This window comes from Corynebacterium urealyticum DSM 7109 (genome assembly GCF_000069945.1).
GTDB classification, from domain to species: Bacteria; Actinomycetota; Actinomycetes; order Mycobacteriales; family Mycobacteriaceae; genus Corynebacterium; species Corynebacterium urealyticum.
Genome location: NC_010545.1, coordinates 220,718 through 246,912, shown reverse-complemented (window position 1 = coordinate 246,912; position 26,195 = coordinate 220,718). Strand labels below are relative to the sequence as shown.

Below are 26,195 nucleotides of genomic sequence, written 5' to 3'. Positions count from 1 at the left end.
TCTTGCTTAAACAGATCGCCCGCACAACGTGAAAATTGCTGCATTTTTTTCGGCGGAAAGTTTTCTACCCGTTTCGTAGCTTTTTTAGTGAATTTATCGCTGAAACATGATCATTTGCTTGATTCAAAGCCCTCGACAATTCGATAGCATCAACCAAAGACTGGTTGGCTCCTTGCCCTAGGTAGGGCAGCATGGCATGAGCAGCATCACCTATCAATACTGAGCCTTCCCTATGCCAGGTAGACAAAGGCTTTAGGTCCGCCAGTTTCCAACTGAATGCATCTGTTGAACGAGCAATGAGATCTTGCAATCGCGTATCCCAACCATGGAACTCTTTTGCCAGCCACTTCAAATCAACTGGCTGCGACCAAGATGAACTTGCGGTGTTTCCGCCCGTCAGATAGAAGGCTAGGTTTAGCTTCGTCCCACTCTTGACCGGATATGCAAGTACAACTTTTCCCCTCCCCATCCAGGCTTGGAAATTTTGATACTTTTGGTCATTTTCTGTTCTAGGAACGATTGTCCTCACTGCAATACCGTTGCCATAAGTGAGACTTCCCGACGGCTCAACAAACCTACGAACTACGCTCTTAATGCCGTCTGCCCCAACTATTAGATCAAACTTTTCTATCTGTCCATTCTCATATTGGACTCTCATTTTGCCAACGGTGGAACGATCGTCGAGGCGTTCCACTCGGCGCGACGTATATAGACCGATTTTTCTATCGAGGTTCCTCAGTAGAGCAGAATGAATATCTCCTCGATGAATAGAGTAGGACTTGTTGGTAGCGCTGAGCTCGCCCATAATATCGATAGGCAATTGCTCGCCTTGTGAATCATAGATTGTCGACGTGCTTACCAGCGCTGCTTCCCTGAAGGGATTATCGTCCTGAAATATTCTTCTTAACACTTCGAGCCCGTTCGGCTGCAAAGTGAAACCAGCGCCAATCGGCTCCAGCGATTCGGCGCTGTCAATCAGTTGGATCTCGTATTTTGCATGATCCAAGAGATTAGCCAGCGCAAGGCCAGCAATTCCTGCCCCTACAATTCCAATCTTCATTTTAGGCACTCCTTGTTTGGTCAATATAGCTCTGCCGGGCAAACACAAACCCCACCGCAACCATTAGACCCACTCCTAACGCCATGCATAGGCTTGCAATCGACAATCCGGTTAGATCGATGAGGTACCCACCTGCCAGAGGAACAACACTCGCAGCGGCATACGTACCCAAACTCAAAAGTGCTGTTGCTCCAGGCACCGAATCTTCGTCAACCTCTTGATGGATCAGTCCAAAGCTGCCCAAATTACTAACCCCTTGCCCTGCACCTATAAGTACCGCGCTTAGAATCAGGAACCATAAGCTCTGTTGCGTCATTGCTGCGCCAAAGATGCACATCGCCAACGCGATTAGCACCATAGAGAATCTGATGTGCGCAAGGCTGTGGAGTCGACGGACTAGACTCTGCGCGATCGGGCTAACCGCATACATACCTCCTGCAATCAGGCCAGCACCCAGGGGTCCGCTTGTTTCACTAATTCCGTTGAGAAGTGTTGGAGACAGTGCCAAAACAATTCCAGCAGCCGTCATTCCCGGACCAAAAGCCCCGAGACCAGCAAGAACAACACGCTGGTCTTTCTTCCCCAGCCCCTTGTGGGGCAACAAGTCTCTCCTGGGCTTACGCTCCGTCTCCAGTTCTGTTCCGATCACTACCAGCGATATTGCGAGAAGGAGAGCCATAAGAACGAAAACCGTCTTCGTCGGCCATGGAGCCAACTGCGCAACCACGCCCGCAAACAGGGGCCCGCCCGCCAGCCCTATTGCGATACCTAACGTGGCCGTGAGCGTAGCTTTAGAAGATTCATCCTCACTAGCCATACCTTGCACAGCAGATGGCCCTAGCACCAAGAGAGTTCCGGAGCACAAACCCGTAAGGATCCGAGCCAGTAGCAGTACTGGAATGCTGTCCGCTAAGACGTAAAAGAGACACGAAACAATACCGAGCACCACAGCCACTTGCTGTGTACGTTTTCTTCCCCAACTATCACTGAGCCCCGGTGCCAACAAGAAGGCTGGCGCGAGCCCTCCAAGGTACATGATGAAGATGAGCGTCAGTGTCCCTGCAGAGAAGCCAATATCCGCACGCCACAGTTCCATCAGCGGGGTCACGAGGTTCGGCAGCATGAATCCAGCCACCAACGGAAACGCATACAAAGCCAGAGGAAGTGTGCGACGTGCCATAACCCAACACTAACCCCCTGAGGGGGTTAGTTCAAGAGGTACTGTAGATTTTATGAATACTTCATCCACAAACCAGCTTCGCCAGCTTTCCTTTGTGTTTTATGGCGAGCGGCCTGCTCTTGACTTTGCGAATACCCTTCGGCGCCGTAAAGATCCGCTGCATCCTACGGTGGACCTTCTACACGATCGTTCTGACTTCGCCAGCTGGCTTAACCAAGCTCGCCGGGCGACGTCATGGGCCGGCGAGCTTCCTGAGCTTGTGGAAACTCCAATGCCGATTGATCAGGAATGCGTTACGACGCTTCGCGAGGCAGTTCTACTTTTGGCAGAGCATAACCTCGGCATGAATACGCTCTCCCCATTCGAGTTAAACTCCACCATCGATGTACTCAACGACTGGTCCACTAGTCGACCTTTACTTCAGTTGGATACTCAGTCCTTCTCTCCGCATCTGCTTCACAGTGAAGAGTCGGATCTTGGGACGACACTGGCAAAGAATCTTGAGCTGGAGCAGGCATTAGGTTTTGTCGCTGCCGACGCGGTTGCACTTTTCGGAACTAATGACCGGCAGCGATTGAAGATATGCGGCCACGAGCGTTGTGGAATTCTCTTCGAGGATCGCTCTAACGGCCTGCGGAGGCAGTGGTGCTCGATGAAGGACTGTGGCAATCGGGCTAAAGCCCGTCGCCACTCTCATAACAAGTAACCCGGGCTCTTAACCAGCATCTATTCTGCACCAGTCAAAGAGAAAACCCCGCCCCAAGGCTCCGTTAACAGCCTCAGAGACGGGATCTAATTTGCAGGGGGTGCGAGAACGAGCACCTCCCTAAATGTAGCTAATTAGGCGATGCCGTTTTTAGCCTTGAACTCCAAACGACGTGCATGCAGGATCGGCTCGGTATAACCAGCCGGCTGCTCCAGACCCTTAAACACCAGATCCTTCGCAGCCTGGAAAGCCACAGACTCGTCAAAGTCCGGCGCCATGTTGCGGTAGGCAGCATCCCCAGCGTTCTGCTGGTCGACCTTCGCAGCCATACGCTGCAGGGAGTCGAGGACCTGCTCCTCGGTCACCACGCCGTGCTTGAGCCAGTTGGCCAGGTGCTGGGAGTTAATGCGGCAGGTCGCGCGGTCCTCCATCAGGTCGATGTCGTGGATGTCCGGGATCTTGGAGCAACCAACACCCTGCTCCACCCAGCGGACCACATAACCCAGGATGGACTGGGAGTTATTGTCGATCTCCTCGGCGATCTCCTCAGCAGACCAATCAGCAGACTCCGCCACCGGCAGGGTAAGGATGTCGCCCAGGGTCTCGCGACGACCCTCGGTGCGCAGCTTGTCCTGCACCTCAAAAACATCCACCTCGTGGTAGTGGGTCGCGTGCAGGGTCGCACCGGTCGGGGACGGAACCCACGCGGTGGATGCGCCCTCCTTTGGCTGACCGATCTTCTGTGCGAGCATGTCCGCCATCAGCTCGGTCTTGGCCCACATGCCCTTACCGATCTGAGCCTTGCCCGGCAGGCCGTGTGCCAGGCCGGCGTCGACGTTGTTGTCCTCGTAGGCGATCTTCCACGGCGCGGTCTGCAGGTCCGCCTTGCGAACCATCGGGCCGGCCAGCATGGAGGTGTGGATCTCATCACCGGTGCGGTCCAGGAAGCCGGTGTTAATGAACGCCAGGCGCTCCTTAACCTCTGCGATGCAGGCATCCAGGTTGGCGGTGGTACGACGCTCCTCATCCATCACGCCGACCTTCAGAGTGAACCGCTCCAGACCCAGCAGATCCTCCACTGCACCGAACAGCTCGTTGGTGAAGGCAACCTCCTCCGGGCCGTGCTGCTTCGGCTTCACGATGTAGATCGAACCGGTGCGGGAGTTGCGGTGTGCGTTGTCCTTGTTCAGGCCCTCGATCGCAGCTGCAGAGGTGATGACGGCATCCATGATGCCCTCGAAGATCTCCTCGCCGTTGGCATCCAGGATCGCCGGGTTCTGCATCAGGTGACCGACGTTACGGACGAACAGCAGGGAGCGGCCCTGCAGGCGCAGCTCGGAGCCGTCCTTGGCGGTGTAGTAGCGGTCCTCGTTGAGGGTACGGGAGAAGGTCTTGCCGTTCTTCTCAACTTCCTCGGAGAGGTCGCCGACGTTCAGGCCGAGCCAGTTGCGGTAGCCCAGAGTCTTGTCGGTGGCGTCGACGGCTGCGACGGAGTCCTCGAAGTCCATAATGGTGGTGATGGCGGACTCCATGAGGATGTCCTTCACGCCAGCCTTGTCGGTCTTACCGATCGGAGACTCCGGATCGATCTGGATCTCGAAGTACAGGCCGTTGTTGCGGACCAGAATGCCGGACGGGTTGGACTCCTCGCCGGCGTAGCCTGCGTAGACCTCCGGGTTGCGCAGGTTGACCTGCTCGCCGTCGATCTCACCAGTGATCTGGCCGGAGGCGACGGAGTACGTGGTGACGTCCTTGTGAGAGCCGGACTCCAGGGGGATTGCGCGGTCCAGGAACTCGCGGCCCCACTCGATGACCTTGTCACCGCGGACCTTGTTGTAGCTGCTGCCCTTCTCCTGGCCGTTCTCCTCGGAGATGGCGTCGGTGCCGTAGAGGGCGTCGTACAGGGAGCCCCAGCGAGCGTTCGCCGCATTCAGAGCGAAGCGGGCGTTGAGGATCGGGACGACCAGCTGCGGGCCGGCGGTCTCTGCGATCTCGCTATCGATGTTCTGGGTCGCGATCTCGAACTCGCCCGGCTCGTCGACCAGGTAGCCGATCTCACGGAGGAAGGCCTCGTATTCCTTCGGGTCCTGAGCACCCTTGTGGTCGGTGTACCACTGGTCGAGCTTGGCCTGCAGCTCATCGCGCTTGGCCAGCAGCTCCTTGTTACGCGGGGTGAACTTCTCGACGATCTCGCCGAAGCCATCCCAGAACTTCTTCTGGTTTTCCTCGCCGGACTTACCAGCCTTCGGAAGAACCTCGTTATTCACGAAGTCATAGAGAACCTTGGCGACCTGGAGGCCACCAGCGCTGACGCGTTCGGTCTGCTGAGTCTGGGCCATATTCGACTCCTTTGTGTTGCGGTTTCCCATGTGTAGTACCCCTCCCACATTAGGTGACCTCGATCACGAAAGAAGCAAACCGGCCCACAAGCGCACGGCAGCTACCCCCATTCTCTGGAGAAAAGCAAAATTTTTTCGTTGAACAATTTCCCGAGTTACCCCCGGATGTTGCACGCCAAAGCCCCGCATCACCCCTGCACGAGAGACAAATCACACCGCGATTCAAAAAATCTGAATAGATAGAACTTTGCAAACTTTGCAAAAAGGGCGATTACCCCCACACAATTCACTCGCTCGCACCCCGTTGACGTGCAGGAATGCTTTGGTAAAGTGGCCCATGACACACAAGGTCGAGCCCTCCAACCGGGTTTTACACCGGGGTCACCGGGCCCGACTTGAGCGTCGTACGGCCTCAGAGGTTCGTACTGTTAGGCACAATTCTCCACCAACAAAGGGAGTGACATCACATGTCGACTGTCGGAACTCCACGTACCGCAGCTGAAATCCAGAAGGACTGGGACGAGAACCCGCGCTGGGCACAGGTCAAGCGTGACTACACCGCTGAGCAGGTCGCAGAGCTCCAGGGCAACGTCCTCGAGGAGCACACCCTCGCACGCCGCGGCGCTGAGATCCTCTGGGAGGCCGTCAACAAGGGCGACGACTCCTACATCAACGCCCTCGGCGCACTGACCGGCAACCAGGCTGTCCAGCAGGTCCGCGCAGGCCTGAAGGCTGTCTACCTCTCCGGTTGGCAGGTCGCAGGTGACGCCAACCTCTCTGGCCACACCTACCCGGACCAGTCCCTGTACCCGGCTAACTCCGTGCCGAACGTTGTTCAGCGCATCAACAACGCTCTGATGCGCGCCGACGAGATCGCTCGCGTCGAGGGCGATGACTCCGTCGAGAACTGGCTCGTCCCGATCGTCGCTGACGGTGAGGCCGGCTTCGGTGGCGCTCTGAACGTCTACGAGCTGCAGAAGGCCATGATCAAGGCTGGCGCCGCTGGCTCCCACTGGGAGGACCAGCTCGCTTCCGAGAAGAAGTGTGGCCACCTGGGCGGCAAGGTCCTGATCCCGACCCAGCAGCACGTTCGTACCCTGAACGCTGCTCGTCTGGCAGCTGACGTTGCTAACACCCCGACCCTGGTCGTCGCACGTACCGACGCCGAGGCTGCAACCCTGCTGACCTCCGACGTCGATGACCGCGACAAGCCGTTCCTGACCGGCGGCCGTACCGCTGAGGGCTTCTACAACGTCCAGAACGGCATCGAGCCATGCATCGCTCGTGCGAAGGCATACGCTCCGTACGCTGACCTCATCTGGATGGAGACCGGCACCCCGGACCTCGAGCTGGCTAAGAAGTTCGCCGAGGCGGTCCACGAGGAGTACCCAGACCAGCTGCTGGCCTACAACTGCTCCCCGTCCTTCAACTGGTCCGCACACCTCGAGGCAGACGAGATCGCCAAGTTCCAGAACGAGCTGGGCGCAATGGGCTTCAAGTTCCAGTTCATCACCCTGGCTGGCTTCCACGCCCTGAACTACTCCATGTTCGACCTGGCTTACGGCTACGCTCGCGAGCAGATGACCGCATTCGTCGACCTGCAGAACCGCGAGTTCAAGGCTGCCGAGGAGCGCGGCTTCACCGCCGTCAGGCACCAGCGCGAGGTCGGTGCAGGCTACTTCGACGCCATCGCAACCACCGTCGACCCGAACTCCTCCACCACCGCCCTGAAGGGCTCCACCGAGGAGGGCCAGTTCTAATCACGGAACTGTCCGCCTAGCGCACCGGCCACCACGCACCACAACAACGGCCGCGCGCTAGCACCACCCAGCCGGGTGGGAAACCACATCACCGTGGCTTCCCACCCGGCTTTGTGCTTTCCGCTACCCTCCCCATAACGAAGCCCAAACACCGATCCACACCGCGAAGGAAAACCGATGAGCTCCGCCGAACGCCCATTCCTCGATAAGACTCACCCCGAGATCTATAAGGCACTCACCGGTGTGACCCGCCACGTCCGCCGGGCAGAACGCGCCGCTGGCCTCAGCCGCGCACTCGCCGAGCTGGTCAACGTCCGCGTCTCCCAGATCAACGGCTGCCCAGCCTGCCTGAGCGTGCACGTCCCCGCCGCCCGGCGCGCGGGCGTCTCCGAGCTCAAGCTCGACCTGCTGCCCAGCTGGCAGGACGCCGCGGCCTACACGGAGGAAGAGCGCATCGCCCTCGAACTCGCCGAAGCCTTAACCATCGGCCGCGGGACCACCGGAGCGATCAGTGGCCCAGAGCTGGTGGACGTCCAACAGCGAGCGCAACACGCCCTTGATGAGGAGAAGCTCGCAGTCCTCGAGTGGTCGATCGTCACGATCAACGCCTTCAACCGCGTGTCCATCGCCAGCGGCCACCCGCCCCACGAGGCCAACTACTCCTAAGCTCGGCCCCTTCACACAACGGCGCACTGCCCGTGCGACAACAATGGGCGCCCCATCCAGAGGGGCGCCCATCACGATCTCGTTGCTAGCTGCAGCGAACGATCGGCTGCGGATCGTAGACCGTGGTCTGCGTCTCGCGCTTGATCTCCTTGCCGCGCAGGTCCTTGATCACGCGGGTGTCCGTGACCGTGAAGCCTGGCGCACCACCCGACGGGATGCACTTATCGCCCTTGCCCTTGCGGACCTCCGGCTTCGTGGGGTTGGTGCGGAATCCCGCGATGGACTCCACCTCAACCTGCTTCACGCCGCGCATCCGCACGGTCACGCTATCCGATCCCGCTGATGCCTCGATCAGCACCGGGGTGTCGAACGGGTTCTTGAACTGCAGGTCGATCGCGCCCTCAAAGACCGTGGCCTCGCGGCCCGCCGGGTAGCGGGAGATGTAGTAGGAGTGCGGCGTGTGGGCCACGTCTTCCATGCCCGCAAAATAAGAGGCGTTATACAGCGTGGTGGCGAACTGGGAAATGCCGCCGCCCACGGCCTCGCCGGCCTGACCGTCAACGATGATGCCGGATTCCACGAAGCCCTGCTCCTTGCCGCGCGGCCCGGTGTGGCCGTTCAGGCTGAAGGTCTCGCCTGGCAGGACGATAGCCCCGTCGACCATCTCCGCGACGCGGCGGATATTCACGCCGGAGGATGCGCTGAATCCGTGGGTCGTGAAGCTGCCGACCACGTCGTCGAAGTGGGCCTTCTCTGCCTCCTCGGTCGTGTACTCAGCCTTCTTGTCCTCGTAGAAGACCTTGTGCTCGCGGTGCTTCTTGTCCAGCACCTTCTTGCCCAGGTCTCCCAGGGTTTTATCCCACTCGATCTCCACGCCGTCCTGGTGCGGGATAACCTCAATGTCGCGGCCCTTGAAGTTGAAGCCCGCATTGCGGAACTCCACTTCGGTCTCTGCAAGCTGCGGCTGCAGAATCTTCTTCGCCGCCTCGGTGGAATACACCGGCTCGAAGGTGCCAGTGCCCGGCTCCTTGCCCGGCTTCTCGTTGAAGCTGATGACGTGCGCCATGTCCTCCGCCCGCAGCGTGCCGTTCACGTTATCCCTTCCCTTGAAGACGACGTCGCTGCTGGTAGCCGGCTTGATGACCTTCTCCACCATCTCTTCCGCCGCGGACTTCGGGATGTTGGACTCCACGACGTCCGCGTCGACGTGCACGGTGCGGTCCTTGTTCAGCCAGTGTTCCCGGATCCGCGCGTCGACCAGGTCTCGGTTGACGGTCTGCCCCGGCTTATCGACGACGACCTTCGGCTTGCCCTTCTCCGTGATGGAGACGTGCGCGTTCTCTGGCTCGCGAGTGAGCTCATCGGTGACGCGGCGCAGGGTCGTCGCGAGTGGTCCCTCGTGGAACTGGGAGACGATGCCGACCTCGCGGGTCTGGAAGAAGCTGCGGATGCGAGTGATCGGGTTCAGCGGCTGCTGCCCAGCCTGGTCGACGGTCTTGGACCAGTCGACCTGCAGGCCGGAGTCGCGCGGGTCGACGATGCTGGACATGTTACCCGCGTTGACGGTGACCGGCTGGCGCACGACGTCGCCGAGGTTGTTGACGAGGCGCTGTTCCGCCTGGTCCTTCGGCAGCCCGCCGATGTCCACCCCACCCACGGTCACGCCGCGGGGCACCTTGCCCTCGCTCATAGCGTAGTCCACTCCGTAGAGGACCCCGCCGAGGCCGAGGAGAACAAGGAGTCCCCAGACAAACAGGGGCCAGCGGCGGCGCTTGTGGCGCGGCTTTACAGTCTTCTTTTTCGCAGCTGCCGCCATGACGGCGCACCTTCCTAGTTCGATTCCTGAAAAGGCAAGGCGCGGTTCCATCCAGCGTGTGAAGATGCCCGCGCCCAGCAATAAGGCACAGTCTATAGGCCGACCAGCGTTTCTAGGAACTTTCTCAGGTCTTTAGCTTCCGCGCAGGCGGTGGGCGCTCAGGCCATCGACGGCCTTAGTTTTCCGTTTCTTCCGCAGGCGGGGCGAGACGTTCGGCGCTGCGCTGGGCTTGTTCGGGCGCGATCTCCCCGTTGCGGATCGCCTCGGTGACCGCGCTAATGAGCTCGGGAAGGTCGAAGGCACCGGCGGCTGTCAGCCCCTGGTCAGCTCCCGCGGATAGCGCCGCGACGACGGCCTCTGCGCCTGGGTAGCGGTCGGTGATCGCGCGCATCCCGGTGAGGTCGTCGGTGTAGACGACCCCCTGGTAGCCGCCGAAGCCCTCCCAGCCCTTGCGGAGCAGCCCATAGGTGGCTGGGCTGACAGAGGCCGGCTCGTCGGGGTTCAGCCCCCGCGCCTGGACGTGCCCCATCATCACCTCGACCCCCGGGATCTCCAACAGCTCGGCGAAAGGCTTCAGGTCAGCCTGCTTGAGCTGTTCCACCGGCGGGACGAAGACCTCACCGGTGTGGGAATCCCCGTTGGCGTGGCCATGACCCGGGAAGTGCTTGAGCACCGGGGTGATGCCAGCATCCAGGAGGCCCTCCACGTAGGCGCGGGCGTAGCGGGCGACGACCTGTGGATCGGACCCGAAGGAACGCGAGCCGATCGCGTTGTCCTCGATATTCTCGCCGCCAGCCAGGTCGATGGAGGGGGCGAAGTCCACGGTGAATCCCAGCTCGGCCATCTTCCGGCCGTGCTCCGCCATCATGCCCCGCACCTGCTCAGGGGTCATGGTGCGGGCCATGTCCCGGGGCGCGGGCAGGGTGCCGATCAGCTCGGAGAGCCGCTGGACCATCCCGCCCTCCTCGTCGACGGATACCCGCAGCGGCTCCCCCGCCCGGCGCTGCAGCGCGGCGATGCTCCGCTCGGGGTCACCCTGCCCATTGAGCATGCTGAAGTCCGAACCGGTGCCGAAGAAGAGGTGCCGCACCCCGGCGTCCACGGCCGCCCGCGCGCTCTCGAAGTCCGTCACCCCGACCGCGAGGAGTTTCGGTGCGAGTTCCTCGGCCGGCACCTGCGGTGCCGGCGGCGTGGTCTCTGGGGTGCTGGCCGGGGGCGTCGTCGTCATAGAAGAAGACGAGGCGGAAGTAAGAGCTGCGTCCTCCTCCCCGGAAGAACAGCCGGCAGCCAGGCTTAGGCCAGCGACCAGGAGAGCAGCGGCGGCGGGACGCGCCGTCCTACTGCGGAAACGGGGAAGAAGGCAAAGACGGGAAGTCATCATTCCAACGTACTAACCTGGGGAGAAGAGCAACAAGTGCTGGCATGAAGCCGGCAAACCCAAAACGAGGAAGGCACACCGTGACTGATCCCGCCCAGACCGCCCAGGATGCATCCGCCCCCGCCCCACAGCCAGAGGCGCAGGAAGGCAGCACCGGCAGCCTGAAGGGCGATACCGTCCTCATTGCCTACGACGGCGGCGAGCAGGCCAAGGCGGCCATCGAATACGCCGGGCGCTTCCTGTCCGCGAACAACGCCTACATCCTCACCGTGTGGGAGCCCATCCACCGCCAGGCCGCCCGCGCCGCGGGGATGAGCGGAATGATGCAGCACGATTGGTCGGTGGATTCGCCGGAGGAAAACGAGAACGAGGACCCCGCATATACCGAGGCTGTGGCCACCTGCCGCGAAGGTGTGGAGTTTGCTCGCAAAAACGGCTTTGCCACCGAACCCTTTTTGGTAGAGTCTGAAACAGCCATCTGGAGCGCCATCGTCGACGCTGCAGAAGAGCTCGATGTAGACATCATTGTCACTGGTTCCCGGGCGCTCAGCGGGTGGAAGTCCATCCTGCAGTCCAGCGTCTCCGACAGCATCGTGAAGAATGCTGGTCGGCCAGTGCTTATCGTCCCGGCAGCCGAGGACGATTAAGGACTTGGGGTTCACCACTACATAAGTCCACAACACCCAGCGCCACTCCTCTCCGGTTGGGGAGGTGGGGCACCACGACGAAGCAATTTAAGGATTCCCATGCCATTCGAGAACGACTCCGCACCACGCCGCACCGCCGGCCCGGCCATCGCCGCTATCGTTTCGGGCGCCATCCTCGGTGGCCTCGTCGCTTTTGGCGCCGGCGCTGCCGCCGATAACACGAGCCTGCCTTCCGCAGAGGCTGTCGCCGTCGATCAGGACAGCGCATTCCTGGGTGCCGTGCAGTACGGCGGCCGCGTCGAGAGCTAACTCAACGCTGCACGCTATCCGCTAGGTGAAGGCCCCCGTCCACTCGAGCATGCGCAGCCGCGCGTGGCTGTTGTGCGCCGTCGGGTGGCTGGCCTTCGCCTTTCTCCAAGCCCCTGGGCTATCGGTCGCTGACACCAAGCTCGACCTGATTCAGAACCCCTGGGGCTTTCTTGCGCAAGCGCTCCAGCCGTGGACTGAGGTTTTCCCGCTGGGGCAGCTACAGAACCAGGCCTACGGGTACCTCTTCCCGCACGGCCTGTTTTTTGCGCTCTTTTCCTGGCTGCCTGCGTGGGTCACCCAGCGCCTGTGGTGGGCGCTGCTGCTGTTTCTGGCCTTCGCGGGGATGGTCCGGCTGCTGGAGAAGCTGCCGGTCGGGAACAATTTCTCCCGCATCCTGGCGGGCGTGCTCTTCGCGCTCTCTCCCCGGGTGCTCACCACCTTGGGGGCGATTTCTTCCGAGGCCTGGGTGTGCGCGCTGGCGCCGTGGGTGCTGCTGCCTCTCGTCGACGTGCTGCGGCCGTGGGCTGGGGCCGGCGGTGATGCCGGCCATTCCTCGGGCGCAGGCGGTGATGCCACCGCGGACTCCGCTGACCGTGCCCTGAGCGCCGAGGAGAAGGCCCTGTTGCGCCGGGCCGCGCTGCGCAGCGCAGTGGCAGCCCTGTGCATGGGCGCGGTCAACGCGGTGGCCACCGCCGTGGCAATCCTGCCGGCGGTGATCTTCTGGCTCGTCGCCTGGCTGCGCCGCGACTCCCGGGGGCAGGTGGCCTACTTCAGCCGCTGGTGGGTGCCCGCAGGCCTGGCCGTCTGCTTCTGGTGGGTCGGCCCGCTGCTGATCCTGGGCCGCTACTCCCCGCCTTTCACGGACTACATCGAGTCGAGTTCGCTGACCACCCGCTGGCTGAATCTGCTGGAGAACCTGCGGGGCACAACCAGCTGGGTTCCCTTTCTCTCCTCCGAGCGCGTAGCTGGCGCTGCCCTGGTCAGCGAGCCGGTATTCATCCTTGCCACCCTCGCGGTGGCACTACTCGGCCTGTGGGGGCTTGCCCGGCGCACTCTCCCAGCCGCCGGGGTGTGGCTGAGCATGCTCGGCGTGGGGCTGGTCGCGCTCGGGGTCGCGGTGGATCCCTTCTCCGTGCTCTCCGGCGGGGCGCGGTCCTTCCTCGACGGTGCAGGGGCCGCGCTGCGCAACCTGCACAAGTTCGACGTCCTGGTGCGGCTGCCGCTGATGGTGGGCGTAGCCCACGCGCTGGCTCACGTGCAGGTGCCTGGCCGGGACCGGGCGGGCATGAAGCAGTGGCGCCACCCGGAGAAGAACCCCCATGTGGTGAAGGTGTTCGCCGCCGTGCTTCTGACCGTGCTGGCCACCGCCCCCGGCTGGTCCGGCCGGATCGCCCCAGCCGACGGTTTCCGTGGCGTGCCGCAGTACTGGCGGGCCGCCGCGGACTGGCTGAATGAGAACAGTACCCAGCCGGAAGACGGGCGCGTCATGCTGCTCCCGCAGGCGCGTTTTGGGCGCCAGACCTGGGGCAATACTCGCGACGAACCCGCCCAGCCACTGCTGGATGTGCCGTGGGTGGTGCGCGACTCCGTGCCGCTCGTGCAGCCGGATGCCATCCGCGGGCTGGACGGCATTCAGCGCGAGGTTCACTCCGGGCAACCCCTGCCCACCCTGGCTGCGACCCTGCGTTCCCAGGGCGTGGGCCACGTGCTGGTTCGCACTGATCTGACGGTGGCCGCGGATACCCCGGGGGCTCATTCGGTGCTGCGCACGCTGCGGCGTTCGGGTGGCTTCCGTGAGGTCGCGGCGTTCGGAGATGAGAAGGCTCCCGAGGTTCGCATCTTCGCCGTCACTCCCGAGCAGACTGGGGGCGACGCACCACAACCGGCCGGTGGGCTGCGGGAGATCGCTGCCGAACAGGTAGAGGTCATCCACGCGGGGCCCGAGGCCCTCCCCCGGCTGGATGCTGCCGACCGCGCCCTGGGCCGCACCGATGCTCCGCGCGTGCGGGCACTTCACCAGCAGCTCGCAGGAACCGGCATGGGCGCGGATGCCTTCGCCGAACGCGGCCCGCAGACCCTCACCGACACCCCCGCCCGGCGCGATCACAACTACGGCAACGTGACCAACGCGGATTCCGAGATCCGCGCTCCCAAGGACTCCACGCGGGTGCTGAACCCGGTGCGGGACTATCCGCTGACCAGTGTGGCAGAAGGAGCGGATCCGGCAAACCAGGACGTGCACCCGCTGACTGAGGTGCGCACCACCGGCGGCGCAGTTCGGGCGAGCAGCACCGCGGCGGACCCTACGGGATTCGGTGGGGCAGATACTCGCCGTTCGCTCACCGCCGCGGTGGACGGCAACCCGGATACCGCGTGGTATCCCAGCCCGGGGCGCGCGATCGGCCAGTACCTGGAACTGGAGCTGGACAAGCCGCACCGGGGCCTCAGCGTCTCCCTGCTCACCCAGGGCTCGGATGCGCGCATCCACGCCGAGAGCTTCCGTAGCGATGCCGGGGATAGCCCGCTGGGCAGCACGACGGTGACGGTCAAGGCCGGTGAGGCCACACGCATCGCGATCCCGGGTGGCAGTGGCGATCGGGTACGCCTCCAGCTGCTGGGGAGCTTCTCGGACGTGGGATTCTCGGAGGTCAAGGTCTTCGCCACGGACGGCGCCGGGGCGGCCCAGGATGTCACGCCTCGGCGTGTGCCGACCGTCCCGGCGCTGCAAGGTTCTTCGGCGCGCTACCTCAATCGCTTCGTCTTCGGTCAGGAGATCCCGGAGCACTCCATGGTGCGGGAGTTCACGGTGCCGGAGCACCTGGCAGGCCAGGAGTTGGTGCTCCACACCGCTGACTGCGAGGATTCCGGGCCGCGCGCGGAGTCTGCGGTGGTCCGCGTCGACGGGGAGGATTACCGCTGTGGGGAGCGCCTCTCCCTGTCGGAAGGACGTCACCGCCTGGCCACGACGGCGCGCTGGGCCGCTCTCTCCGTGGCTGAACCGCTGTACGCGGAGGCGGTCTCCGAGGCACCCGCGGCCGATACTCTGCCGGTGGTCTCCCAGGACGGTGGCTCGGGCGGTGACGACCGCTTCCACCTGGGGCATTCCTCGGAACAGCGGGTGGTGTTCCTCCCCTCCAACGCCAACCCGGGCCGTGTGGCCACCCTGCATGTGGAGGATCCCGAGGGCTCCCGCGAGATTCGCCTGCACCCGATGGTTGTCAACGGCTGGCAGCAGGGTTGGGTAGTCCCCGCAGGTGTGAGCGGCACGATCGCGCTCAGCTTCGCGGCCACCGGCTTTTACCAGGCGTGGTTGGCTGCGGGCCTGGTACTGGCTCTCGGTGTCGTGCTGGCCTGGGCGCTGGCGGAGCGGCGCGCCCGCCGGCTGGGAACCCGGGCGGGCGCCCCAGCAACGCTTGGTTCTGCGGAGCACTCGGGCGAGGCCACCGCGGCGGTCGAGGTATCCGATGAGCCCGCCCACGTGGCTCAGGCCGAAGCCAGCGCCGCAGGTCACAGCGCCACCCCGCTCAACCGGGTTCAGCGCGGGGCAGCGCTGCTCGCCACCGCTGCCCTGGCTTTCCTGCTGGCCGGCGTCCCGGGCCTGGTGCTCGCGGTGATGCTGGCCCTGCTGCAGCTGGCCTTCGCCCGGCCTGGCATCCAACGCTGGGCCGAGCAGCGCCCAGTCCTTCGATTCCTGCCGACCGGGGGCGTGCTGGGGATCGTCGCAGGCTCGGGCGCGTTCCTGGCAGCCGTGCTCGCAGCGCAGGGTCCGTGGACCGGCCGCCACTACGCCGGGGACTCCTGGGTGGTTCAGCTGGCGCTGCTTGCGGTTGTGCTCGCCGTATACTTCGCCCACATCTTGTTGATCCCCACCCGGGCGGGTTCCTCAACCAAGGCGTAGCTCAGCGCGGCGACCGGCACGGTCAGCACGAAGGTCGCGATCAACACGATGACCGTGTGGACGTGATTGCCGCTAAACATCGGGATCCCCAGCAGCGGGAAGACCACCGAGAGGATCGCGATGTGCCAGAGGAAGATCGCATAGGACCAGCGCCCCAGCGCCTGCATGGGCGCGGACTCCAGCAATGCCGAGCGCGGCGCCAGGGCATAGGGGGTAATCAGAGCCGCCGCGAAGACCGTGCCGTAGATCGTGCGGCGCGCAAACTCGGCCGGGGTGGCCTGCACCAGCCCCTGCGGGCCGTCCAAGGCCGCGACCACCAGAGCCGCCAGCGCGATCAGCCAGAACAGCGGTCGCAGCCGGTACAGCGCCGCCACCAACCGGTGGCTGCGCTCGGGGTTGCCCAGCACCCAGGCCTCCGCCTCCGCGGAGAGAAACCCGATCGCGAACCAGGCCGCGAACGCCGGGGGCATCGTGTGCGGGTTCACCCGCCCCGGCTCCAGCTCCCCGGTGAAGGGCGGCAGGAAGGCCCAGTAGTAGCTGATGAGCCCGAGCGCGGCGATGACGAGCACCCGGCGCCAGCGGGGCTGTTTCCCAATCAGGAGGGCGATCAGCGGGAGCACGAGGTAGAAGCTCAGCTCGACGGACAGCGACCACAGGTGCGTCATGCCGCCGACCAGGCCGTCGGCGAAGTAGACCTGCGCCATGAGCAGGTTCTCCACGATCTGCTTGGCTGAGGGGTTATCGGCGACCGGCAGGAAGAGGAAGACGAAGAGCATCATCACCCAAGCCGCCGGCATGATGCGCCCCAGGCGCTTGACGTAGTAGCTGGCCACCCCCCGCCGGTTGCGGAATTGCACGTGCTGGCGGCGCCACAGCAAGAAGCCGGAGAGGGCGAAGAACACGGGCACGAAGAAGTCCGTGCGCGCCATGATCTGGTTGATCAGCGAGCCGGTGTCCGTGCCGGTTTGGAAGGCCACGTGGGTGATGATGATCCCCGAGCACGCGATCGCGCGAAGTCCCTCCAGGGAGGGCAGGAAGGGGGTCTTGGGGTGGGTCGTCGTCGGCGCTGAAGCGGTTCCCGACGGCGCCGCGGTTCCCGAGGACGACGTCGTGGCGGTCCCGGAGGCTGCGTTGGACGACGTCGTGGACGGTGCGGACGGCCCCGTCTGTGAAGCCTTCTCCGACGCGGACGCAGAGCGCATACTCACCCTCCTCGGTGCAGTGATGGGCGCGCCAGTGGGTCACAACCACCGTGGCGGGCGGGTTCCTGGCCGTTCATTGTAGGCACCCGACGCGTACTTGAGGACTGAAGTCGGTGTATAGCAATAAAACCAGAGAATTTTTTGTTTCTTTCCCCTTACATACTTTCATTTTTGGCTAAAGTATGGCGAACACGTTGTTGTAAGAGGGATCTCTGGGCAGAGAGGCCTCAAGGACACTGAACGGAATTGCCATATGAGAAAAACCATCTCCCTAATCTCGATCGTTTTGGGAGCAGCTCTGCTGGTCTTCGCGATCGCCCTTCCGACCTACGTCGTCCCTAAGGGCAAGGTTCTGCCACTGGACGTCGTGTCGACGACGAGCACCGAGCCGGTAGAGGCTCGCCTCCTCGACTCGGGAGCGCTGGCGAAGGGCAAGCCCGTGGGGGATAACAAGAACCGCCCGGAGTGCAAGGGGGACAACAAGGAAGTCTCGTGCTTCATCTGGAAGGACGTCGAAATCCAGACCCAGAAGTTCACCACCGCGCAGGAGCCGAGCGACAAGAAGCAGGTCACCCTGGAGGCTGGCCAAACCGTCTTCCGCACGGACAAGAGCGAGCCGGATAACCTGCTCTCCGCCACCATCGACCGCGTCACCCTGGACCGCAAGACCCAGATGCCGGTGACCGACCCGATCTCCTCCCTCAACCTGGCTCCGCCGAAGGGCAAGGACGCGGAGGGCTACACCCCGCCGGAGTTCGTCCGTAAGGGCCTGCAGTACCAGTTCCCGATGGGCGCTGACCGGAAGTCCTACCCCTACTTCGACGCCCAGACCCTGACCACCAACCCGATCGACTTCGTCGACGAAGGCGAGCAGGGCGGCGAGAAGATCTACACCTTCGAGCAGACGATCGACCCGACCCCGCTGTACGACGCACAGAAGAAGTACCTCGAGTCCGACGGCTCCCTGACCGCCGCGGAGGAGGGCGTCCTCGCCTCGCTGAAGCTGACCTTCCCGGCGAAGGTCTGGGGCCTGAAGGACGACGAGATCCGTAACCCGAAGAAGGGTAAGGACAAGGACGAGGAGTCCGACGCTGGCCCGGACGTCGAGATGCAGCGCTACTACACCGTTAACCGCAAGATCAGCATCGAGCCGGAGACTGGCGTGATCGTCAACGGTGCCGAAGAGATCTGGATGTTCTACGCGCAGGACGAAGAGGAAGCCAAGGAGATCGCGAAGCCGGAGAACCGGGAGCGCGAGCTGGCCAACCCGAAGCGCACCGCAATGTACCTGCCGGCACAGTGGGACGAGAAGTCCAAGGAAGGCCAGATGGTGACCGCCAAGGAAGGCCTGAGCACCATCAAGACGATGGGGACCACGGTTCCGATCATCGCTGGCCTGCTGGGTCTGTTCCTGCTCTTCGTCGGCCTGTGGCTGCAGCGCGCACCGCGTAAGAGCTAGATCGCAATCTAGTCGCCTGACGTTTTAAGCCCGCTTTCCGTTTCTGCTTTCGCAGCAACGGGGCGGGCTTAAACTTCTATTGTGAGCTTTTCCATGAATTCGACGCCGACGCGGGGACTGGCCACAGGTGAGTCCGGCCAGTCCACCCCGCGCGTTCCGGCGTGGGGGCTGGGACTGTTCATCCTCACGGTCACCGCCAGCACGCTGTGGCCCTTCTGGTGGGGCCTCATCCCGTCCCGGGATCGGGCCTTCATGCTCCGCGACATGATGGTGCCCTTCAGCCTCACTGCCAATGACCTAGTACTCGGCAAGGCGGACTATGCGCCGCGGGCGCTGCCGCAGGACGCGATCCTCGCGGTCTTCTCGCCCATCATCCCCTCGACCACGTTGGCGGCGGCTTTGGTGCTGATCGCGGCAGCCTGCGGAATCCTTGGCGCGGTGAAGATGGCCCGCGACATGGCGGGCGCCCACCGGGCCACCCAGCTGGTGTGCGGGCTGTTCGTGGTGTGGAACCCGTATGTCATCGAGCGGCTGCTGCAGGGTCAGTGGTCGCTAGCACTGGCGGTAATGCTGCTACCCGCGATCTCCTACTGTGCGGCGACGGGATTCCGGGGCCCGCAGGTGCTGCTGATCAGCCTCGCGGGGCTGACCCCGGCCGGGCTGGTGTTGGGCGCGCTCGTCGCCCTGGTCTTTAGCCCGACGGCGCGTTCCCGCGCCCTGGTGCTGCTCACCAGCCTCGCCCTGGCAAGCCCCTGGCTGCTGGTGACCCTGCTCAACGGCACGCCCTCTCGGTCTTCGGCCAGCAGCGCGGAGGCATTCGCGGTGGGCCCGGATGGCCCGCTGGGCACGGTGGTCTCGGTGCTGGGGCTGGGTGGTATCTGGAACGCCGGCGCGATCCCTCCCTCCCGGGGCCTGCTTGGCGCGCTGGCGGGGCTCGCGCTCTTCCTTTTCGCGGCGTGGGGCATCGCGGAGCTGTGGCGCGTGTACCGGGGCGTTGCGGTGCTCACCGCTGCGGCCTTCTCGGTCCCCCTGCTGCTCGCAACACCGGTTGGGCTGGCCCTGATGCGCTTTCTGGTGGCGCATGTCCCGGGGGCGGCACTATTCCGCGATACTCACAAGCTCGTGGGGCTGGCTTTGCCGGGCCTGATCCTGCTGCTGGCCGTAGGTCTGGAGCGGTTGCGACAGCGCGCGGTATCCACCAGCAAGGGGCTCTCCCCCGCCGGCGCCCGACTGATGGGCGGGGTCGCACCCCTAGCCGTCGGCACACTGGTCATCGCTACCGTGCCTGGTTATCCCGCGGACGTCGCCCCCACCGCCCCGCAGCGTATTTCGCCGGCATGGGCGAGCTTCGCGGAGACGATCTCTGGGGTGCCACGGACCAAGATTCTGCTCTTCCCTCCCGGCAATTACCGCCTGCGTGAGGACGGCGAACCGACCCTCACCCCGGCGTTGAAGATGCTGCCTGGTCAGCCGCTGGATCCGCAGTTCCTCATCGTGGATGGCAAGATCGTCGACGGCGATCGGGATACGATCCGGCTTATCAAAGACACGATGGCGGGCCGGGACACGCTGGCAGCCAGCGGTGTGGGCTGGGTGATCGCCGACCGGCCGCTGATGCGCGGCGACGAGAAATACCAACAGCTCGACGAGCTGCTGGAGGCGTATCCGATGGTCGACGAAGTCGAGGGCATGCAGCTCTACCGCATCCCGCAGCCGCACGGGGCTGGCAGCAAGCAGCCCTCCACGCCCGCGGTGGCGGGCATGGTCTTGTACTGGATCACCCAGCTGGGCGCGCTGGGCGCGGGCTTATGGTCACTGGGCCGGGCGTGGCGAGACGGGCGCCGGCGCGCCCTGGCCGCCGAGATCTCCAGCTAGTGCTGCCCTTCGGCCTTCCGGGGCCCCGCTACCTGGTGCAGCAGTTCCTCCCAGGCCCGGCCGGTATTTTCCCAGGAGTACTGGGCGGCCCGCCGCTCGGCAGCCTGCCCCATGCGCCGGCAGCGTTCGGGGTCGTCCAGCAGGTGCTCCACAGCGTTAATCAGCCCACCCGGGGAGGTGGCCAGCAGGCCGGTCTCCTCGTCCACGATGGAGTCCCGCAGACCTGCGGAAGATTCGTAACCCACGGTGGGCACCCCGTGCTGGGCTGCCTCGATCACGGCCAGCCCCCATCCTTCCTTTCGGGAGGGCATGACGTGGATGCTGGCGCGCTGCAGGATGCGGTGCTTGAGTTCCTCGCTGACGTAGCCGTGGAAGACCACCTTGCCGTCCACCCCGAGCTCCTGGGCATACCGGCGTAGATTTTCCGCCCACCAGCCATCTCCAATGACGTCCAGGCGAAGGTTGGGGTGGCTCCGCTGCAGAGCAGCGAGGCAGTCGAGAGCGTGTTCGATCTGCTTGTGCGGCACCAGTCGGGACAGCGCGACCAGGTAAACGGGCTTATCCTCCCCTTCCTGGGCGCTGTGCCCCCGTGCGGCCTCGGGCACGGGTTCGATGCCATTGCGGATGATCGTGAAGTTCTCAGCCGGCACGCCCAGCGCGGCGAATTCCTCCGCCGAGGGCTGCGAGACCGTGACCCAGCGGTTGCGACGGTGGATCAGCGGGGAGATCTTGGATTCCACGAGCCAGCCGATCCGGGAGAGCACCGGGCCGGCAACCGACCACTGCTCGCGGTGGCAGTGGTGAGTGAGCACCACGGTGGGGGCGCCGGAGACGAGGGAGGCAAAGAAGGGCACACCGTTTTGGGTATCGACGACCACGTCCGGGGTGCCCATCTTCCCAATCACGCCGACCCGCAGGCCGAGCCGGGCCGCCAGCAGCGCCAACAGCGCGCGAGGGTAGACGCTCAAGTTTCCCCCGGCGCGGGAGAACTTCAGCCAATAACCGCCACGCTGGACGTGCTCGATTTTCTTCGCTCCCGGGTAGTACGCGGTGCGGTAAATCACCTCGTGACCTTGGGAGGCGAGGTACTGCCCCACCTGTTCGAGGTAGCGCTCCGACCCACCGCCCTCCGGGTGGTTGGTGTCGCGCCAGCACAGCAATATTACTTTTAGGGAACGACTCATTGTGCATCACACCCTACCCGGATTCGACCCCAAGCACGCCTCGTTATGTCACAATTCCTTCCATGACTTCCGCGCACCCCGCCCGGCGTTTCTTCCGGCGCATCAGCACTGCCCTCTTCACCCCCGCAGGTAATTCTGCCCTGCGTTTTTGGCGCCCGAAAGCCAGCCTGCGGCGCGCGGTGGGCCTGCTGTCGGACTTCCGCTACGAGCAGACCCGCCCCGATATCTTCTACGGTCACCTCGCCGAGGACACGGTGGGACTCATCGAGGCCCTGTGGCGCGGAGCGACGGGCCGGGAGCTCGCTGGCTCCAAGATTTTGGACGTCGGTGGCGGGCCTGGTTACTTCGGTGTCGCCTTCGGCGACGCGGGAGCGGAGTACGTGACCTGCGAACCGGATGTGGGCGAAATGGCGGCCGCGGGCATCACCCTGGCCTCCTCGGTGCGAGGCTCCGGGATGGAGCTGCCGTTTATTGATGAGGCCTTCGATATCACCTATTCCTCCAACGTTGCCGAGCATGTGCCGGAGCCCTGGGTGATGGCCGACGAGATGCTGCGCGTCACGAAACCGGGCGGGGTGATGATCTACAGCTACACGGTGTGGCTCGGCCCCTTCGGTGGGCACGAGACCGGGTTGTGGGAGCACTACGTGGGTGGGGAGTTCGCGGCCCGGCGTTACGAGAAGAAGATGGGCAAGCCGCCAAAGAATCGCTGGGGCGAGTCGCTGTTCAACGTCTCCGCGGCCGATGGCCTGCGATACGGCCAGCGGGTTGCCGCCGCAGGCGGCGCGGAGTTGGTAGCGGCGTTCCCGCGCTATCACCCCTGGTGGGCATGGTGGATGGTGCGGGTTCCGCTGCTGCGGGAGTTCGCGGTATCCAACCTGGTTCTGGTGTTCCGGAAGTCCTAAGTGGCAGCACCCCGGGGAGGCGGGAACTGACGTCCTAAAAAGAAGAGAATAAAAGTACAACTATCGGCTCGAAATAGATTAGAGTGATGCAGGACACATTTCTCGAACGATAGGAACCAAAGGACTGTCATGACGAGTAACTCTGGCGCCCCTGAGGCCTTCATCTACGACGCCGTCCGGACGCCCCGCGGAAAGGGCAAGCCCGGCGGATCCCTGCACACCGTCAAGCCGGTCAGCCTGCTCAGCGGGCTGATCGAGGCCATCCTGGAGCGCAACCCGGGCCTGGACCCGGCGCGCATCAACGATGTCATCGCGGGCTGCGTGACCCCCGTCGGCGACCAGGGCATGGACATCGCCCGCACCGCGGCCCTCAACGCCGGCCTGCCGTACTCCGCGACCGGACTGCAGGTCAACCGCTACTGCGCATCCGGCCTGACCGCCCTCAACCTCGCCGCGCAGAAGGTGCGTTCCGGCTGGGATGAGCTCGTCTTCGCTGGTGGCGTGGAGTCCATGTCCCGCGTGCCGATGGGTTCCGATGGTGGTGCCCTCGCCCTCGACCCGGAGTCCAACTTCTACAACGACTTCATCCCGCAGGGCATCTCCGCGGACATCATCGCCAGCCTCGACGGGATGACCCGCGAGGACCTCGACGCCTTCGCCGCTCGCTCCCACGAGCGCGCCGCCAAGGCCTGGGAGGAGGGCCGCTTCGACCGCACCGTCGTCCCGGTCAAGGACCAGAACGGCCAGGTGCTGCTGGACCGCGACGAGACCATCCGTCAGGGCACCACCGTGGAGTCCCTCTCCGGCCTGCGCCCAGCCTTCGCCATGATCGGCGACCAGGGCGGCTTCGACGCCGTCGCGCAGACGAAGTACCCGCAGCTCGAGCGCATCAACCACCTGCACCACGCCGGTAACTCCTCCGGCATCGTCGACGGCGCAGCCCTGCTGGCCATCGGCTCCGAGAAGGCGGGTCAGGAGATGGATCTCGAGCCGCGCGCCCGCGTCGTCTCCGTCGCCACCACCGGCGTGGAGCCGACCATCATGCTCACCGCACCGGCACCGGCGTCCCGCGCCGCACTGGCCAAGGCCGGCCTGAAGCCGGAGGACATCGACGTCTGGGAGATCAACGAGGCATTCTCCTCCGTCGTCCTGCGCGCACAGCGCGAGCTGAACATCCCGGATGAGAAGCTCAACATCAGCGGTGGCGCCATCGCCATGGGCCACCCGCTGGGCGCGACCGGCGCGATCATCACCGGTAATGCAATCGACGAGCTGCACCGCACCGGCGGCCGCTACGCACTGATCACCCTGTGCGTCGCAGCCGGCATGGGCGTGGCCACCATCATCGAGCGCGTCTAAGCGATCGACACCCGACAGTTCAAGCACTGCAGTCGCTTTAAGCACTGAAGACACTGCCTAACTGCAAGATTCGAATACAGGAGAATCAATGAGCAACAACATGTTCGCGTGGGATGTCGACGCCGATGGCATCCTCACCCTGACGATGGATGACCCGAACGCGCCGGTCAACACCATGAACACCACCTTCCAGGACGACCTCACCGCCACCGTGGCGAAGGTCAAGGAGGCCGTCGAGGCCGGCGAGGTCAAGGGCGTGGTGATCGCTTCCGCGAAGAAGACCTTCTTCGCCGGCGGCGATATCAAGTCCATGATCAAGGCCACCCCGGCGGATGCCGCCGAGCTGACGCAGCAGATCGACCAGATGAAGGCCGACCTGCGTGCCCTGGAGACCCTGGGCGTGCCGGTCGCGGCAGCCATCAACGGCACCGCCCTCGGCGGCGGCCTCGAGCTGGCTTTGGCCACCCACCACCGCGTCGCCTCCGACGCCAAGGGCCTGAAGGTCGGCCTGCCGGAGGTCACCCTCGGCCTGCTGCCGGGTGGCGGCGGCGTGACCCGCGTGACCCGCATGCTGGGCCTGCAGGACGCGCTGATGAAGGTCCTGACCACCGGCCGCCAGTTCGGCGCCCAGGACGCGCTGAAGACCGGCCTGATCGACGAGGTCGTCCCGGCCGATCAGCTGCTCGATGCCGCGAAGAAGTGGGTCAAGGAAAACCCAGACGCGAAGCAGCCGTGGGACACCGAGGGCTACAAGGTCCCGGGTGGCACCCCGACCAACCCGAAGCTGGCCGCATTCCTGCCGTCCTTCCCGGCGAATGTCACCAAGCAGATCAAGGGCGCGCCGATGCCGGCGCCGAAGGCGATCCTCGCCGCAGCCGTTGAAGGTCTGCAGCTGAAGAACATCGAGGAGGCCACCCGCGTCGAGACCCGCTACTTCGTGGACCTCGTCACCGGTTCCACCTCGAAGAACATGATGCAGGCCTTCTTCTTCGACCTGCAGTACTGCAACGGCGGTGGCTCCCGCCCGAAGGACGTGCCGCGTAAGCAGTTCAAGAAGCTGGGCATGGTCGGCGCCGGCATGATGGGCGCTGCCATCGCCTACGTTGCTGCGAAGGCCGGCATGGAGGTCGTCCTCAAGGACATCAAGCTGGAGGCAGCGGAGAAGGGCAAGGCCTACTCCGAGGGCCTGGAGGCCAAGGCGCTGAAGCGTGGCAAGACCACCGAAGAGAAGTCGAAGGCTCTGCTGGACCGGATCACCCCGTCCGTGGACTACTCCGACCTTTCTGACTGTGACATCGTCATCGAGGCGGTCTTCGAGAACACCGAGCTCAAGCACAAGGTCTGGGCAGAGATCGAGGCAGCGGTGCCGGAGGACTGCGTCCTGGGTTCCAACACCTCCACCCTGCCGATCACCGAGCTGGCTACCGGTGTGAAGCGCCCGAAGGACTTCATCGGTATCCACTTCTTCTCCCCGGTCGACAAGATGCCGCTGGTGGAGATCATCAAGGGCGAGGAGACCTCCGACGAAACCCTGGCTGCGGCCCTGGACTTCACCGGCCAGATCCGCAAGACCCCGATCGTCGTCAATGACTCCCGCGGTTTCTACACCTCCCGCGTCATCAGCTTCTTCCTCAACGAGGCCATGCGCATGCTGGCCGAGGGCATCGACCCGGCCGTCATCGAGGCAGCTGGCCGCCAGGCTGGCTACCCGGCACCGCCGCTGCAGCTGCAGGATGAGCTGAACCTGAAGCTGGCCCGCAAGATCGGCGCCGAGACCAAGGCCGCGCAGGAGGCTGCCGGCATCTCCGTCGACGACGGTGGCGTCACCGAGATCGTGGACAAGATGCTGGACGTCTACGACCGCCCGGGCAAGCTCGAGGGCAAGGGCTTCTACGAGTACAACGAGGAGGGCCGCCGCACCGGTCTGTGGCGTGGCCTATGGGACGAGCTGGGCGGCGGGTCCGTCACCGTCCCGGACGCCGAGTCCGCGACCGCCGGCCACGGCCTGGAGTCCATCTCCACCGAGGGCCCGGTCCTGGTCGACCTGGTGGAGCGCATGCTCTTCGCCGAGGCTCTGGAGACCCAGAAGTGCATCGACGAGGGCGTGCTGATGTCCGACGCGGATGCCAACATCGGCTCCATCATGGGCATCGGTTTCCCGGCGTGGACCGGCGGCACCCGCCAGTACATCAAGAACTACGCTCGCCCGGCTGCCGCTGCGCTGCCGGAGGGCAAGAAGGCTGATGTGGACGGCGGGGACTACCCGACCACCGGCGTGGCTGGCTTCGTTGCCCGCGCCGAGGAGCTGGCCGCGAAGTACGGCGAGCGCTTCACCCCGCTGGACTCCCTGAAGAGCTAGCAGGTGCGTGCGGGGAGCTCGCAAGGGCTTCCCGCGGCTAGCCCCCTGGCATTACCAGGGCACAGTTAAAGCCCCGGCCCTGCCACTGAGATT

The 26,195-nt window shown here is 64.2% G+C and carries 18 protein-coding genes; 11 read left to right on the top strand and 7 right to left on the bottom strand.

Annotated features, from left to right (window positions below; all coding sequences use genetic code 11):
* Window positions 1-64: 64 nt before the first annotated feature.
* Window positions 65-1,060, bottom strand: a complete 996-nt coding sequence (locus tag CU_RS10255) for an FAD-dependent oxidoreductase (protein WP_012359461.1) — start codon at window positions 1,058-1,060, stop codon at window positions 65-67.
* Between the two features lies 1 nt (window position 1,061).
* A complete protein-coding gene (locus CU_RS00995; protein ID WP_012359460.1) occupies window positions 1,062-2,240 on the bottom strand; it encodes an MFS transporter in 1,179 nt (392 codons plus the stop codon).
* 52 nt (window positions 2,241-2,292) lie between these two features.
* Between CU_RS00995 and CU_RS00990 the strand changes: the two genes are divergently transcribed.
* Window positions 2,293-2,946 (top strand): CGNR zinc finger domain-containing protein, encoded by a 654-nt coding sequence (locus CU_RS00990; RefSeq protein ID WP_012359459.1) that lies wholly within the window; start codon window positions 2,293-2,295, stop codon window positions 2,944-2,946.
* A gap of 134 nt (window positions 2,947-3,080) precedes the next feature.
* On the opposite strand, the gene CU_RS00985 is transcribed toward CU_RS00990, so the two are convergent.
* On the bottom strand, window positions 3,081-5,285 hold the full coding sequence (locus tag CU_RS00985; protein WP_041628440.1) for a malate synthase G: 2,205 nt from the start codon (window positions 5,283-5,285) through the stop codon (window positions 3,081-3,083).
* Between the two features lie 467 nt (window positions 5,286-5,752).
* On the opposite strand from CU_RS00985, the gene aceA reads away from it, so the two are divergent.
* Together aceA and CU_RS00975 are read left to right on the top strand one after the other, a co-directional pair.
* Window positions 5,753-7,045 carry an isocitrate lyase gene (gene aceA / locus CU_RS00980; protein ID WP_012359457.1) on the top strand — a complete coding sequence of 431 codons (1,293 nt, stop codon included), beginning with the start codon at window positions 5,753-5,755 and terminating at the stop codon, window positions 7,043-7,045.
* 177 nt (window positions 7,046-7,222) lie between these two features.
* Window positions 7,223-7,711, top strand: a complete 489-nt coding sequence (locus CU_RS00975; protein WP_012359456.1) for a carboxymuconolactone decarboxylase family protein — start codon at window positions 7,223-7,225, stop codon at window positions 7,709-7,711.
* An 85-nt stretch (window positions 7,712-7,796) separates the two neighbouring features.
* On the opposite strand, the gene CU_RS00970 is transcribed toward CU_RS00975, so the two are convergent.
* The gene (locus CU_RS00970; protein WP_012359455.1) at window positions 7,797-9,527 is read right to left on the bottom strand and encodes a VanW family protein; all 1,731 of its coding nucleotides are present in this window, start codon (window positions 9,525-9,527) and stop codon (window positions 7,797-7,799) included.
* Between the two features lie 175 nt (window positions 9,528-9,702).
* Window positions 9,703-10,908 (bottom strand): glycoside hydrolase family 3 N-terminal domain-containing protein, encoded by a 1,206-nt coding sequence (locus tag CU_RS00965; RefSeq protein WP_012359454.1) that lies wholly within the window; start codon window positions 10,906-10,908, stop codon window positions 9,703-9,705.
* 41 nt (window positions 10,909-10,949) lie between these two features.
* Between CU_RS00965 and CU_RS00960 the strand changes: the two genes are divergently transcribed.
* The 3 genes from CU_RS00960 (at window position 10,950) to CU_RS00950 (ending at window position 15,759) form a co-directional block, all read left to right on the top strand.
* The gene (locus tag CU_RS00960; RefSeq protein WP_012359453.1) at window positions 10,950-11,552 is read left to right on the top strand and encodes a universal stress protein; all 603 of its coding nucleotides are present in this window, start codon (window positions 10,950-10,952) and stop codon (window positions 11,550-11,552) included.
* Between the two features lie 99 nt (window positions 11,553-11,651).
* Window positions 11,652-11,861 (top strand): DUF2613 domain-containing protein, encoded by a 210-nt coding sequence (locus CU_RS00955; RefSeq protein WP_012359452.1) that lies wholly within the window; start codon window positions 11,652-11,654, stop codon window positions 11,859-11,861.
* 25 nt (window positions 11,862-11,886) lie between these two features.
* Window positions 11,887-15,759, top strand: coding sequence for a DUF3367 domain-containing protein (locus tag CU_RS00950; RefSeq protein ID WP_231837705.1), 3,873 nt, complete (start codon window positions 11,887-11,889; stop codon window positions 15,757-15,759).
* Here CU_RS00950 and CU_RS00945 read toward each other — a convergent pair.
* Window positions 15,669-16,961, bottom strand: coding sequence for an acyltransferase family protein (locus CU_RS00945; protein WP_012359450.1), 1,293 nt, complete (start codon window positions 16,959-16,961; stop codon window positions 15,669-15,671). The genes CU_RS00950 and CU_RS00945 overlap by 91 nt on opposite strands.
* Before the next feature lie 253 nt (window positions 16,962-17,214).
* On the opposite strand from CU_RS00945, the gene CU_RS00940 reads away from it, so the two are divergent.
* Both CU_RS00940 and CU_RS00935 read left to right on the top strand, forming a co-directional pair.
* Window positions 17,215-18,420 (top strand): PorA family protein, encoded by a 1,206-nt coding sequence (locus tag CU_RS00940; protein WP_012359449.1) that lies wholly within the window; start codon window positions 17,215-17,217, stop codon window positions 18,418-18,420.
* Between the two features lie 81 nt (window positions 18,421-18,501).
* Complete coding sequence (locus CU_RS00935) at window positions 18,502-20,295, top strand: hypothetical protein (RefSeq protein ID WP_231837703.1); 1,794 nt, start codon at window positions 18,502-18,504, stop codon at window positions 20,293-20,295.
* Here the strand turns inward: CU_RS00935 and CU_RS00930 are convergent.
* Window positions 20,292-21,479 (bottom strand): glycosyltransferase family 4 protein, encoded by a 1,188-nt coding sequence (locus tag CU_RS00930; RefSeq protein ID WP_012359447.1) that lies wholly within the window; start codon window positions 21,477-21,479, stop codon window positions 20,292-20,294. The genes CU_RS00935 and CU_RS00930 overlap by 4 nt on opposite strands.
* Between CU_RS00930 and CU_RS00925 the strand changes: the two genes are divergently transcribed.
* The 3 genes from CU_RS00925 (at window position 21,479) to CU_RS00915 (ending at window position 26,102) form a co-directional block, all read left to right on the top strand.
* Window positions 21,479-22,384 (top strand): class I SAM-dependent methyltransferase, encoded by a 906-nt coding sequence (locus tag CU_RS00925; RefSeq protein WP_012359446.1) that lies wholly within the window; start codon window positions 21,479-21,481, stop codon window positions 22,382-22,384. The two genes, CU_RS00930 and CU_RS00925, sit on opposite strands and share 1 nt — an antisense overlap.
* A gap of 129 nt (window positions 22,385-22,513) precedes the next feature.
* Window positions 22,514-23,743, top strand: a complete 1,230-nt coding sequence (locus CU_RS00920; protein WP_012359445.1) for an acetyl-CoA C-acetyltransferase — start codon at window positions 22,514-22,516, stop codon at window positions 23,741-23,743.
* Between the two features lie 88 nt (window positions 23,744-23,831).
* Window positions 23,832-26,102 carry a 3-hydroxyacyl-CoA dehydrogenase NAD-binding domain-containing protein gene (locus tag CU_RS00915; protein WP_012359444.1) on the top strand — a complete coding sequence of 757 codons (2,271 nt, stop codon included), beginning with the start codon at window positions 23,832-23,834 and terminating at the stop codon, window positions 26,100-26,102.
* Window positions 26,103-26,195: the final 93 nt, after the last annotated feature.

What these genes read in the sequence shown, in the direction of transcription:
- CU_RS00995 (WP_012359460.1), bottom strand. Translation starts at nt 2,240, where the DNA reads ATGGCACGTCGCACACTTCCTCTGGCTTTGTATGCGTTTCCGTTGGTG.
- CU_RS00990 (WP_012359459.1), top strand. Translation starts at nt 2,293, where the DNA reads ATGAATACTTCATCCACAAACCAGCTTCGCCAGCTTTCCTTTGTGTTT.
- CU_RS00960 (WP_012359453.1), top strand. Translation starts at nt 10,950, where the DNA reads ATGAAGCCGGCAAACCCAAAACGAGGAAGGCACACCGTGACTGATCCC.
- aceA (WP_012359457.1), top strand. Translation starts at nt 5,753, where the DNA reads ATGTCGACTGTCGGAACTCCACGTACCGCAGCTGAAATCCAGAAGGAC.
- CU_RS00985 (WP_041628440.1), bottom strand. Translation starts at nt 5,285, where the DNA reads ATGGCCCAGACTCAGCAGACCGAACGCGTCAGCGCTGGTGGCCTCCAG.
- CU_RS00930 (WP_012359447.1), bottom strand. Translation starts at nt 21,479, where the DNA reads ATGAGTCGTTCCCTAAAAGTAATATTGCTGTGCTGGCGCGACACCAAC.
- CU_RS00920 (WP_012359445.1), top strand. Translation starts at nt 22,514, where the DNA reads ATGACGAGTAACTCTGGCGCCCCTGAGGCCTTCATCTACGACGCCGTC.
- CU_RS00970 (WP_012359455.1), bottom strand. Translation starts at nt 9,527, where the DNA reads ATGGCGGCAGCTGCGAAAAAGAAGACTGTAAAGCCGCGCCACAAGCGC.
- CU_RS00945 (WP_012359450.1), bottom strand. Translation starts at nt 16,961, where the DNA reads ATGCGCTCTGCGTCCGCGTCGGAGAAGGCTTCACAGACGGGGCCGTCC.
- CU_RS10255 (WP_012359461.1), bottom strand. Translation starts at nt 1,060, where the DNA reads ATGAAGATTGGAATTGTAGGGGCAGGAATTGCTGGCCTTGCGCTGGCT.
- CU_RS00940 (WP_012359449.1), top strand. Translation starts at nt 17,215, where the DNA reads ATGAGAAAAACCATCTCCCTAATCTCGATCGTTTTGGGAGCAGCTCTG.
- CU_RS00965 (WP_012359454.1), bottom strand. Translation starts at nt 10,908, where the DNA reads ATGATGACTTCCCGTCTTTGCCTTCTTCCCCGTTTCCGCAGTAGGACG.
- CU_RS00915 (WP_012359444.1), top strand. Translation starts at nt 23,832, where the DNA reads ATGAGCAACAACATGTTCGCGTGGGATGTCGACGCCGATGGCATCCTC.
- CU_RS00975 (WP_012359456.1), top strand. Translation starts at nt 7,223, where the DNA reads ATGAGCTCCGCCGAACGCCCATTCCTCGATAAGACTCACCCCGAGATC.
- CU_RS00955 (WP_012359452.1), top strand. Translation starts at nt 11,652, where the DNA reads ATGCCATTCGAGAACGACTCCGCACCACGCCGCACCGCCGGCCCGGCC.